The organism is Parenemella sanctibonifatiensis (assembly GCF_002250565.1).
In the GTDB taxonomy this organism is placed as follows: Bacteria; Actinomycetota; Actinomycetes; order Propionibacteriales; family Propionibacteriaceae; genus Parenemella; species Parenemella sanctibonifatiensis.
On sequence record NZ_NMVJ01000010.1, the window covers coordinates 229,035 to 240,951 of the forward strand.

Below are 11,917 nucleotides of genomic sequence, written 5' to 3' on the forward strand. Positions count from 1 at the left end.
GGGTTGGCAACGGAGGAATAGCCTTGCCGACATGCCTGCATTGCGTTCCCGCACCGTCACCCACGGTCGCAACATGGCCGGCGCACGCGCCCTGATGCGCGCCACCGGCATGACCGAATCCGACTTCGGCAAGCCCATCGTGGCGATCGCCAACTCCTTCACCCAGTTCGTGCCCGGGCACGTCCACCTCAAGGACATGGGTCAGTTGGTGGCCGAGTCGATCGCCGAAGCCGGCGGTGTTGGCAAGGAGTTCAACACCATCGCGGTCGACGACGGCATCGCGATGGGCCATGACGGCATGCTCTATTCGCTGCCGAGCCGCGAGGTCATCGCGGACTCGGTGGAATACATGGTCAACGCCCACCAGGCCGATGCGCTGGTCTGCATCTCCAACTGTGACAAGATCACGCCCGGCATGCTGCTGGCGGCACTGCGGCTCAACATCCCCACCGTCTTCGTCTCCGGCGGCCCCATGGAGGCCGGCAAGGCAACCATCGGCGCCGACGGCACGGTCACCCGGCTCGACCTGGTCGACGCCATGGTCCGCTCGGTCGACCCGGCCACGCCCGATGAGGACCTGCTCGCCATCGAGCAGGAAGCCTGCCCGACCTGCGGGAGTTGCTCCGGCATGTTCACCGCCAACTCGATGAACTGCCTCACCGAGGCGCTGGGGCTGTCGCTGCCCGGCAACGGCTCCACGCTGGCCACCTCGGCGGCCCGCAAGGTGCTCTTCGAGGACGCCGGCCGGATCGTGGTCGAGCTCGCCAACCGTTACTACGGCGAGGACGATGCCAGCGTGCTGCCGCGCAACATCGCCACCAAGGACGCCTTCGAAAATGCGATGCGTCTCGACATCGCGATGGGTGGCTCCACCAACACCGTGCTGCACCTGCTCGCCGCCGCGGTGGAGGCCGGCGTCGACTTCGACCAGCACGACATCGACGCCCTGTCGCGGGTCACGCCCTGCATCTGCAAGGTCGCCCCCAACAGCGGCAAGTTCTACATGGAGGACGTGCACCGCGCCGGCGGCATCCCCGCGATCCTGGCCGAGCTCGACAACGGCGGCCTGCTCAACCGCGACGTGCACAGCATCCATTCGCCGACCCTGGACGCCTGGCTGGGGGAGTGGAACATCCGCTCCGGCAAGGCGTCGGACGAGGCGATCGAGCTCTTTCATGCCGCGCCGGGCGGGGTCCGCACCACCGAGCCCTTCAGCTCTACGAACCGCTGGGACAGCCTCGACACGGACCCGGAGGAGGGCTGCATCCGGTCGGTCGAGTTTGCGTACACCGCCGACGGCGGCCTGGCGGTGCTCTACGGCAACCTCGCCACCGACGGTGCGATCGTCAAGACCGCCGGCGTACCGGAGGAGCAGTGGGTGTTCCGCGGCCGAGCCAAGGTGAGCGAATCCCAGGAGGCCGCTGTCGGCGCGATCCTGGGCGGTCAGATCGAGCCCGGTGACATCGTCATCGTCCGCTACGAGGGCCCCAAGGGCGGCCCCGGGATGCAGGAGATGCTGTATCCGACGGCGTACCTCAAGGGCGTCGGGCTGGGCCCGAAGTGCGCCCTCATCACCGATGGCCGGTTCTCCGGCGGCTCCTCCGGTCTGTCGATCGGGCACGTCTCCCCGGAGGCGGCCGCCGGCGGCACCATCGGGCTGGTCGAGGACGGGGACATGATCGAGATCTCGATCCCGGACCGCCGGATCCACCTCGACGTCGACGATGCCGAGCTGGAACGTCGCCGCGCGGTCGCCGACCAGCACGGCTGGAGGCCGCAGCAGCGCGAACGTGAGGTCTCCACCGCGCTCAAGGTGTACGCGATGCTGGCCCAGTCCGCCGACAAGGGAGCCGCCCGGCGCCCGCTGTGAGCGCCCGGGCGTACGCCCTCAGCCCTCGGTGTCGGGAACGACCTCGGGGGCGGGGTGGGTGCTGGCCTCCTGGATCGCCTTCGCCGACAGCTTGCGGACCCGACGCGCCCGCCGGGACCGGGCCGGGATCAGCGCCCGCATGTTCTCGTGCTTGCCGAAGCACAGCAGCCGGTCGCCGTCCTCGAGGGTCTTCGAGGGCAGCGGGTTGGGGATCACCTTGGTGCCGCGGTGCAGCGTGAGGACCTGGATGTCCTTCTCCCGCAGCCCCGACTCGTCCAACGTCTTGCCGATCATGTCCGACCCGGACATGACCGCGATCTCAGCGACGCCGTAGCCGGTGGAGACAGCGAGCCGCTGGCGTACGTCGATGTCGGGGAAACCGGCCTGGTCGGCGATGTAGTCCACGATCGCCCCGGCCACGTCGAGCTTGGTGGCCGCCTCAATGCCTTCCAGCCCGGGGGAGGAATTGACCTCCATCACCAGCGGGCCGTCGTTGCCCTCCAGCATGTCGACCCCGGCAACCCGCAGGCCCATGATCTGAGCGCAGCGCACCGCCACCTCCGCGTACGCCGGGTCCAGGTCGACCGCCTCCACTGAACCACCACGGTGCACATTGGAGCGGAACTCATCGCCCTGGGCGCGACGACGCATGGCCGCCACGACCCGGTCGCCGACGACCAGGGCGCGGATGTCGCGGCCCTTGGACTCCTTGACGAAACGCTGGATCAGCACCTGGTGGTTGGTGCCCTGCAGCGTCTCCACGATCGCCTCGGCGACCTTCATGGTGGGGGCCAGGATCACGCCGATCCCCTGGGTGCCCTCCAGCAGCTTCACCACCACCGGCGCGCCACCGACCATCTCGATCGCATTGGCGATCTCGGCCCGGTTGCGGACGAACGCGGTCGCCGGCATCCCCACGTTGTGTCGCGACAGCACCTGGGTGGCACGCAGCTTGTCGCGCGAGTTCATGATGCCGTTGGCGGTGTTCGGGGTGTACACATCCATCTGCTCGAACTGGCGTACCACGGCGGTGCCGAAGTAGGTCACCGAGGCGCCGATGCGCGGCAGGATCGCGTCGTAGGTCGACAGTGGGCGGCCCCGGAACTGCAGGTCCGGTTCGTCACCCGACAGGTCGATCGAGAAGCGCAGGGTGTCCAACACCTTGACGGTGTGGCCCCGATCCAGGGCCGCCGAGCGGAGCCGCTGGGTCGAATAGGCGCGCGGGGACCGCGAAAGGATGGCGAGCTTCATGCCTTTTCCCTGAAGATAGGTGTGTGAGCGAACTTGAGGTGGAAACCACGGATCCGACCATCGTGGGCTGGCGGGAGTGGATCCGCATCCCTAGTTTGGGGGTGCCGTGGATCAAGGCCAAAATCGACACCGGAGCGAAGACCTCCGCGATCCACGCTTTTGACCTGCGAGTGGTCGACCGGGATGGTACGGATTGGCTCCGATTCGTGCTGCATCCGTGGCAGGCCAGCGCCGCCGACGCGGTCCAGGTCGAGCTGCCAGTGCACGATTCGCGGGCGGTCCGGTCCTCGTCGGGCCACGTCGAGGACCGCTACGTCGTGAGTGTGCCGATCGAGTTGGCTGGCCGGGAGCTCACCGCCGAGGTGACCTTGGCCGACCGCGACGAGATGGGGTTTCGGATGCTCATTGGGCGCGAGGCGCTCAGCCAGGGATTCCTGGTCGACCCGAGCCTGTCGTACGCCGGCGGCCGGCCGCCGGTCGCGGTTCGGCGCAAGAACCGGAGCGTGGAGTGAGCGCCGAGTTGCCCGAGGCGGTGGTCCCGGCGACGTCTCCCCGGACGACGCGGACCCGCCGTGGCACCTTTTCGATCGGTGACGTACGCGTGCGGGCCGGTAGCCAGCGGGAGGTGTCGCTGCCGATTACCCGCCTCATCACCGGCGCTGAGGTCAGCCTGCCGGTGCACGTCATCCACGGCCGCCAGGACGGTCCGATCGTGTGGCTGGACGCGGCGATCCACGGCGACGAGGTGGTCGGCATCGAGGTGATCCGCAAGGTGTTGCCGATGCTGAACGCGGCCACCATCCGCGGCACCGTGCTGGCGGTGCCGATCGTCAACGTGCTCGGCGTGATGCAGGGCGACCGCTACCTGCCCGACCGGCGCGACCTGAACCGGTCCTTCCCGGGCTCCCCGCGCGGGTCGCTCGCGAGTCGGATCGCACACCTGATGCTCAACGAGGTGGTCGCCAAGTGCGACGTCGGCATCGACCTGCACACCGGTTCGGACCGGCGTACCAACCTGCCCCAGATCCGCTGCGACCTGGAGGATGAGCAGACCCGCGACCTGGCCGAGGCGTTCGGCGCGCCGGTGATGTACCACGCGAAGCTGCGCGACGGCTCGCTGCGTTATGCGGCCCGCGAGCGCGGCGCCCGGGTGCTGCTCTATGAGGCCGGCGAGGCGTGGCGTTTCGACCGTTGGGCGATCGAGGCCGGCGTGGCCGGGGTGATGCGGGTGCTGGCCCGGCTCGGGATGATCGACCTGCCCGAGGACTTCACCGCGGCGACCCCACCGGCGGTCTGCTGGCGGTCGGGCTGGGTCCGCGCGCGGCGTACGGGCTTGGTCCAGATCGAGGCCGAACTCGGCGAACACGTCACCCGCGGCCAGCGCCTGGGTGACCTCTACAACTCCTTCGGCAAGCGCCTGGCGGTCGTCAAGGCCGACCGCGACGGCATGGTGATCGGGCGTACCGAAGCACCGTTGGCCAACGGCGGCGACGCACTGGTCCACATCGGCGAGATCGAGGACTGAGGGGAGACAGACGATGAATCTGGATGACGTGATCGAGATGGTGTCAGGGATGATGCGGCCCTACCCGAGGTCGTGGTGGATCGCCGGCGGGTGGGCCGTGGACTGTCACGCCGGAAGGGAGACGAGGGCACATGGTGACGTCGACATCATGATGGATGCCCGAGACAACGCTGAACTGTTTGAGTTGCTGGCAGGCCGCGGGCCCCGACTGAGGACGTCTCGCACGGGCGAGGAAGAGCCGTGGGACGGTCGACACCTGCCGGCCGGACCCTATGTCGTCCGGGTGGACGTGGATGGCGTGCTGTTCGAGTTCCTGCCTTCGCTCTTCGAGGGTCGCGAGTGGGTGTTTCCACGTGGCAGCCACGGGATTCGCCGAGACCGCGACGAGTTCAATCTGGAGACACCAGTCGGTGTGCCCTGTGCGCCGCCTGAGGTCGTCCTGTTGTACAAGTCGCGGCAGTTGGTTCCGAAGGACAATGAGGATTTCGCCACGCTGCTCCCGGTGCTGAGCTCGAGTCAGCGGGCATGGTTGGCGGGAACGCTGAAGGACGACCACCCATGGAAGGGCGAGCTCGGCGACTGAGCCTCGGTAGTCGGCTCAAGACGCGGCGCCAACCTGTTGGCGGTGATCAGGTTGCGGCGCCTCGCAGGCGGTATCGGGCGAGCCGTGCCGGCGTACGGTTCCTCAACAAGTTGAGGTTCCAAGCCCGAAACCCATGATCTGAGGCCAGTTTCCTCAATCTTGAGGAAAGGTACGCGCAGGGGGCCGGGTAGGTGGGCAAGGCTCCCGGGCCAGCCGTGACAGAACCTCAGTCGGCTGTAGTTGTGCAGGTCAGAACGCCGGATCCGGGCGCGGGACCACACGGGACTGTAGTTGTGCAGCCACTCAGCACCCGGCGGGCACAAACGTACGCCCCAGGGCCGGCGGTCTGGGCCCGCCGCCGACATAGAGCGACATAGTGTCGGAGTTGTATGTAACTCTAGGTGGCATGCATGACAGCCCCTACACCCCGGGCGCGGGTCACATGCCGCCCACCCTGGTCGCCCGCGAGGCCCAGCTGACCCGCTGGTCGGCGATGGTCAATGCGGTCCGCACCGGTGGCCGTGCCAAGGCGGCCGACACCATCGTGGTCGGGCCACGAGGGGTCGGGAAGACCGTCCTGCTGAGCGCGATGGCGCGCCACGCGGAGGAGTGGGGCTACCGGGTCATCAGCATGCAAGCGGCGCGACAGACCAATCAGCTCATCGACTACCTGGCTCGGTACGCCAAGCGGCTCGCCGAGGACCGGTCTGGTCTGTTTCGTAAGGCGCTGCGCAGTTTTGAGTCGATCCAGGTCGGGCTGGCGGGCGTCAGTGCTGAGGTCAATCTCGCCCACCCCAACGCAGCCGGTCCCACCACCGGCATGGGCGCCACTCCGATGGAGCTGGCCCAGGCCCTGGCCGACCTGGCCGTGGCCATCCGCGAGGACCACGGCCGCGGCGGGCTGCTGCTCACCCTGGACGAGATGCAGGTCGCCGGCGAACAGGACCTCGCCGTGCTGGCCGCGGCCCTGGCTCGGCTCAACACTGACCATCCCGATGTGCCGGTGCTGTTTGCGGGAGCGGGGCTGCTGAGCGTACGCGGGGCGCTGTTGCGGGCCGGCGTCACTCATCCGGACCGGCTCTTCAAACTGCGGGAGCTACCCGCCGCCCTCGAACCCGAGGACATGGCGCGGGCGATCACCGAACCGGCGGTGCTGCGGGGCGTGTTCTGGCATCCCGAAGCGGTCGAGGCGGTGGGACAGGTCAGTCACGGCTATCCGGCCCATGTCCAACTCTTCGCCGATGCGATCTGGGAACAGGCACCTGGCCCCGACGAGATCCTGCTGGCTGACGCCCGCGCGGCGATCCCCGAGGTCAACCGGGACCTGGCGTTGGGCACCCTGGGGCCCGAGTGGGAGCAGCTGACCGACCGGGAGAGGGAGTATCTCGCGGCGCTGGCTGCCCTCGGCGGTCGGGCGCTGACCCGCGACATCGCCGCGGTGCTCGGGCGGAGCCCCTCCAGTCTCACCCGCTATCGCGAGTCACTCATCCGGGGCAGCTTCGTCCACGCGCCGAGCCGCGGTCAGCTGGCGCTGACGATGCCGCTGTTCGCGCCTTACATCATGGCGGTCTACGAGGACAGCCGCGCCGAAGCTGCCACGGTCCTCACCCCGCTGGCTGACCTGGAGCGCCGCGCCCGTCGCGAGGTGGAGCGCTGACGGCGCCCGGCCCCAAGGACCCGACAAACACAGACGCGCAGGACACCCGAAGGTGCCCTGCGCGTCCGCGTCTCAGGTCTGGATCGACCTCAGCCGAGCTGAGCGATGATCCCGTTCAGCGTCGCCGAGGGGCGCATGACCGCGCTGGCCTTGTCGACGTCGGGGCGGAAGTAGCCGCCGATGTCGGTGGGCTTCCCCTGGACGGCGATCAACTCCGCCTCGATCGTCTCGGCCTGCTCAGCGAGCTGCTGGGCGATCGGGGCGAACGCGGCCGCCAGATCAGCGTCGGCGGTCTGCGCGGCCAGCTCCTGTGCCCAATAGAGACCGAGCCAGAAGTGGGAGCCGCGGTTGTCGATCTGGCCGAGCTTGCGGGCCGGCGACTTGTTCTCGTTCAGCAGCGTCTCCGTGGCCTTGTCGAGGGCGTCGCCCAGCACTCCGGCGCGGGCATTGCCGGCCGTCTTCGAGAGGTGACGCAGGCTCTCGGCCAGTGCCAGGAACTCACCGAGGGAATCCCAGCGCAGGTAGTTTTCCTCGACCAGCTGCTGCACGTGCTTGGGGGCCGAGCCGCCCGCGCCGGTCTCGAAGAGGCCGCCGCCAGCCATCAGCGGGACCACCGAGAGCATCTTGGCGCTGGTGCCCAGCTCCAGGATCGGGAAGAGGTCGGTGTTGTAGTCGCGCAGCACGTTGCCAGTCACCGAGATGGTGTTCTCGCCGCGGCGGATCCGCTCGATCGAGACCTTGGTGGCCTCGGTCGGGGGCAGGATCTGGATGTCCAGACCCTCGGTGTCGTGCTCGGGCAGGTAGGCCTCGACCTTGGCGATCAGGTTAGCGTCGTGGGCGCGCGCCTTGTCCAGCCAGAAGATCGCCGGGTCGCCGGTGGCGCGGGCCCGGTTGACGGCCAGCTTCACCCAGTCCCGGATCGGGGCGTCCTTGGTCTGGCAGGCGCGCCAGATGTCGCCGGCCTCGACCTGGTGGGAGGTCAGCACCTCGCCGGCCGAGTTGCGGATCTCGACGGTGCCGTCGGCGGGGATCTCGAAGGTCTTGTCGTGCGAGCCGTACTCCTCTGCCTTCTGGGCCATCAGACCGACATTGGGCACCGAACCCATCGTGGTCGGGTCGTACGCCCCGTGGGCGCGGCAGTCATCGATCACGGCCTGGTAGACGCCGGCGTAGGAGCTGTCCGGGATGACGGCCAGCGTGTCGGCCTCCTCACCGTCCGGACCCCACATGTGGCCCGAGGTGCGGATCATGGCCGGCATCGACGCATCGACGATGACGTCGCTTGGGACGTGAAGGTTGGTGATGCCCTTGTCGGAGTTGACCATCGCCAACGCCGGCCCCTCGGCCAGCCGGGCCTGGACGCCGGCGCGTACGCCCTCGGCAACCTCGGGATCGACCTGGCCCAGCCCGGCCAGCACGGCACCGAGGCCGTCGTTGGCGGACAGGCCGGCAGCTTCGAGCTGGTCACCGTACTGGTCCCAGACCTCGGCGAAGAAGGCCTTGACGGCATGACCGAAGAGGATCGGGTCGGACACCTTCATCATGGTGGCCTTGAGGTGGAGCGAGAAGAGGACGTTCTCGTCCTTGGCGCGCTGCACCTGCTCGGCCAGGAAGGACGACAGGGCCTTGGCGGACATGAAGGTCGAGTCGACAACCTCGCCGGCCCGCACCGTGAGGCCGTCCTTGAGGACCTGCTCACCGTCGGCGGTCGTCAGCACGATGCTCAAGGTGTCGTCGGCGGGCAGCACGACCGACTGCTCGTTGGAGGCGAAATCGTCGTGACCCATCGTGGCGACGTTGGTCTTGGAGTCGGTGGACCAGGCGCCCATCCGGTGCGGGTGCTTGCGGGCGTAGTTCTTGACGGCCTCGGGGGCGCGGCGATCGGAGTTGCCCTCGCGCAGCACCGGGTTGACCGCCGAGCCCTTCACGGCGTCGTAGCGGGCGCGGGTGTCGGGGTCGGCCGAGGCATCCTCAGGGTAGTTCGGGATTGCGAAGCCCTGGGCCTGCAGCTCGGCAATGGCGGCCTTGAGCTGCGGCACTGAGGCCGAAATGTTGGGGAGCTTGATGATGTTGGCCTCGGGCTTCTTCGCGAGCTCGCCGAGCTCGGCCAGCGCATCCGCGGTCTGCTGCTCCGCGGGCAGGGTGTCGGCGAACGCAGCGAGGATGCGGCCCGACAGCGAAATGTCGCGGGTCTCCACCTCCACGCCAGCGGTCGAGGAGAACGCCTCGATGATGGGCAGCAGCGAGAAGGTCGCCAGCATCGGTGCTTCGTCGGTGTGCGTGTAGATGATCTTCGCCATGCCGCCGACCTTATCGGACCTCGGGCGGGGGTCGCGTTCACGGCCACCGGCCCCAGCCCTACGCTGAGCCGCATGGTCGATGACGCTCCTGAGGTTGCCCCGATCCGTGTTGCCCCGATCCGTGTTGCCGTCGCAGGCCTCGGCCGCTCCGGATGGGGATTGCACATTCAACCGCTGCTCCAACTGCCCGAGCTCTATCAGGTGGTCGCCGTCCATGACGCCTGGCCGGAGCGCGCCGCCCAGGTAGCGGCCGACACCGGCGCCCGCGCGGTCGACGCCTTCGAGGACCTGCTGGCTGATGACGTCGAGCTCGTCGTCGTGGCAACGCCCTCGCATCTGCACCAGCCCCAGGCGCTGGCCGCGGTCCGGGCCGGCAAGCACGCGGTGGTCGAGAAGCCGTTCGCGCAGGACACCGCCTCGGGTGAGGAGGTGCTGGCCGAGGCCGACCGTCGCGGCACCATCGTCGCCGCCTTCCAGAACCACCGTTTCTTCCCGGCCATCGCCCGGGCCAAGCAGCTGATCGCCGAGGGTGCCATAGGCACGCTGCTGCGGCTCGAGATCGTCAACGCCAACTTCATGCAGGGCGTCGACTGGCAGGCTTGGCAGGACCTGGGCGGCGGGCAGCTCAACAACTGGGGCAGCCACTTCCTCGACTTCGCGCTGGCGTTTGCGCCCGGCGTCGAGGTGATCGCCAGCCACCGCGCCCACACCCCGCTGTCGGGTGGCGATGCCGAGGACCTGGTGTACGCGGCGCTCCGGTCGCCGGAGGGCACCCTGGTCACCATCGAGATCACCCCGGCCGACGCGTACGGCCAGGAGCGACTCCGTGCGGCCGGCAGCAAGGGCACCCTGGTGGTGGACGGAAGCACCGTACGCTGGCGCACCACCGACGCCGGCGAGCCGCCGGTCGCACGCCGGGAGCCCACCCCGACCCGCGGTTACGACCGACCACAGCTGGATTTCACCGACCACAGCGAGGACCACTCCGATGGGCCCGGACCGTCGGAGACCTACTACCGCGCCCTCCACGAGGCGATCCGCCACGGCGCCGAACCGCCGGTCACCCCCGGCCAGATCCGGGGCCTGCTGGCAGCGTTGGCGGCCTGCCGCGACGGCGATCTAGTGCAGCCATGACCAGCCGCACCGAGGCCGGCAGCCAGACGTACGCCAATCACAGCCCCTTCTTCGCACCGGTGCTGCAGCCCACGCTGGCGACCGCGACCGAGGCAGCGGTGGTGGCGGCGCTGACGTTCTTGGACTGAGGGCCTTCCCGGACTGACCTCGTACGCGCCGGGCTTGGCGGAGGTGGTGGCCTCCGTTAGGCTGTCCGCGGTTTGCTGGGAAGTCTGGTCAGCGCTGATCGACGTGCGCCCTGAGGCGTACCTGAGGAGACGGAGCCGCTGTGAGCCACGACCCCCATGCCCAGGAACAGACCTCTGCCCGGAGCCGGTGGCATCGCCTGCTGAACGCGTTGCGGGTCGAGTCGGTCGGCGGGGCCCTGCTACTGGCGGCCACCGTCGCGGCGATGGTCACCGCCAATCTGGCCCCGGAGGCGTACGCCTCGCTCAAGGAGATCCACCTCGGTCGCGACTTCGGGCCGCTGCACCTGGACCTGAGCCTGGCCCACTGGGCCGCCGACGGACTGCTGGCGATCTTCTTCTTCATGGTCGGCCTGGAACTGAAACAGGAGTTCGTCGCCGGCGACCTGCGCGACCCGCGCCGGGCGCTGGTGCCGATGGTGGCCGCCGCCTGCGGCGTGGTGGTGCCGGCCGGGATCTACGTCGCGATCATCGCCGCCACCGGCGCCGATGCCATGCAGGGCTGGGCGATCCCGACGGCCACCGACATTGCCTTCGTGTTGGCGGTGCTGGCGGTGGTCGGACGTGGCCTGCCGGTCGCGGTCCGGACCTTCCTGCTGACTCTGGCGGTGGTCGATGACCTGATCGCCATCACCATCATCGCCATCTTCTACAGCACCGACCTGTCCATCCCGTTCCTGCTGGCCACCGTGGTGCCGTTGGCGGTGTTCGGCTTGGTGGTACGCCGCTTCGAGGAGCAGATGCTGCACCGCCGCTGGCTCAACTGGGTGGTGCTGCTGCCGCTGGCCTTCATCGCTTGGGCGCTGCTCTACAACTCCGGCATCCACGCCACCGTCGCCGGTGTCCTGTTGGCCTTCACGGTCCCGGTGCTGGGCAAGGACAAGCACGCCGCGACCGGGCTGTCGAAGGTCCTCGAGCACCGGTTCCGACCGCTGTCGACCGGTGTTGCGGTGCCGATCTTCGCCTTCTTCGCCGCCGGAGTCACCCTCAACGGCGCCGACGGGCTGGCCGCCGCGGCCGCCAGCCCGGTGGTGTGGGCGATCGCGATCGCACTGGTGGTGGGCAAGACGGTCGGCATCACCGGCGGCACCTTCCTGCTGACCCGGCTGCCCGGCGTACGCCTGGACTCCACCATCCGCTGGGTGGACCTGGCGGCGGCGGCGATGCTGGCCGGGATCGGCTTCACGGTGTCCCTGCTGATTGCCGAACTGTCCTTCACGGGCGAGCTGGTGGACCTCGCCAAGATCGGGGTGTTGGCCGGTTCCGGCGTCGCGGCCGTGCTGGGCGGCATCTTGCTGGCGATCCGCAGCCGACACCACCTGCGCGACTAGCCGTAGGTGCTGTTCTGGGCGCCGGGGACCGATGCGCGAGGAGGTGTCAGTCGGGGGTAGTCCGGGAGTAGGTCTGAGCCC

Annotated in this window: 10 protein-coding genes; 8 read left to right on the forward strand and 2 right to left on the reverse strand. The window is 68.9% G+C overall.

Features of this window, described 5'->3' with window-relative positions:
• Positions 1–31: 31 nt before the first annotated feature.
• Positions 32–1,870, forward strand: coding sequence for a dihydroxy-acid dehydratase (gene ilvD, locus CGZ91_RS12900; protein WP_094455738.1), 1,839 nt, complete (start codon positions 32–34; stop codon positions 1,868–1,870).
• Between the two features lie 18 nt (positions 1,871–1,888).
• On the opposite strand, the gene rimK is transcribed toward ilvD, so the two are convergent.
• Positions 1,889–3,121 carry a 30S ribosomal protein S6--L-glutamate ligase gene (rimK, locus tag CGZ91_RS12905; protein WP_094455740.1) on the reverse strand — a complete coding sequence of 411 codons (1,233 nt, stop codon included), beginning with the start codon at positions 3,119–3,121 and terminating at the stop codon, positions 1,889–1,891.
• Between the two features lie 23 nt (positions 3,122–3,144).
• Here rimK and CGZ91_RS12910 point away from each other — a divergent pair, with 23 nt between their 5' ends.
• The 4 genes from CGZ91_RS12910 (at position 3,145) to CGZ91_RS12925 (ending at position 6,886) form a co-directional block, all read left to right on the forward strand.
• Positions 3,145–3,633, forward strand: a complete 489-nt coding sequence (locus tag CGZ91_RS12910; RefSeq protein ID WP_229116620.1) for an ATP-dependent zinc protease family protein — start codon at positions 3,145–3,147, stop codon at positions 3,631–3,633.
• Positions 3,630–4,646, forward strand: coding sequence for a succinylglutamate desuccinylase/aspartoacylase family protein (locus CGZ91_RS12915; RefSeq protein WP_229116621.1), 1,017 nt, complete (start codon positions 3,630–3,632; stop codon positions 4,644–4,646). Before CGZ91_RS12910 ends, CGZ91_RS12915 begins: the two co-directional genes overlap by 4 nt.
• A 13-nt stretch (positions 4,647–4,659) precedes the next feature.
• Positions 4,660–5,229, forward strand: coding sequence for a nucleotidyltransferase domain-containing protein (locus CGZ91_RS12920; protein WP_094455742.1), 570 nt, complete (start codon positions 4,660–4,662; stop codon positions 5,227–5,229).
• Between the two features lie 406 nt (positions 5,230–5,635).
• Positions 5,636–6,886, forward strand: a complete 1,251-nt coding sequence (locus CGZ91_RS12925; protein WP_094455744.1) for an ATP-binding protein — start codon at positions 5,636–5,638, stop codon at positions 6,884–6,886.
• 89 nt (positions 6,887–6,975) lie between these two features.
• Here CGZ91_RS12925 and CGZ91_RS12930 read toward each other — a convergent pair whose 3' ends face one another.
• Positions 6,976–9,186, reverse strand: coding sequence for an NADP-dependent isocitrate dehydrogenase (locus CGZ91_RS12930; protein WP_094455746.1), 2,211 nt, complete (start codon positions 9,184–9,186; stop codon positions 6,976–6,978).
• A gap of 72 nt (positions 9,187–9,258) precedes the next feature.
• On the opposite strand from CGZ91_RS12930, the gene CGZ91_RS12935 reads away from it, so the two are divergent.
• From CGZ91_RS12935 to nhaA, 3 genes are all read left to right on the forward strand, one after another.
• The gene (locus CGZ91_RS12935) at positions 9,259–10,320 is read left to right on the forward strand and encodes a Gfo/Idh/MocA family protein (protein ID WP_094455748.1); all 1,062 of its coding nucleotides are present in this window, start codon (positions 9,259–9,261) and stop codon (positions 10,318–10,320) included.
• Positions 10,317–10,448: a hypothetical protein gene (locus CGZ91_RS14795; protein WP_267490248.1), complete on the forward strand. Its 132-nt coding sequence runs from the start codon at positions 10,317–10,319 to the stop codon at positions 10,446–10,448. Before CGZ91_RS12935 ends, CGZ91_RS14795 begins: the two co-directional genes overlap by 4 nt.
• A gap of 140 nt (positions 10,449–10,588) precedes the next feature.
• Positions 10,589–11,836: a Na+/H+ antiporter NhaA gene (nhaA, locus tag CGZ91_RS12940; protein WP_094455750.1), complete on the forward strand. Its 1,248-nt coding sequence runs from the start codon at positions 10,589–10,591 to the stop codon at positions 11,834–11,836.
• Positions 11,837–11,917 lie beyond the last annotated feature (81 nt).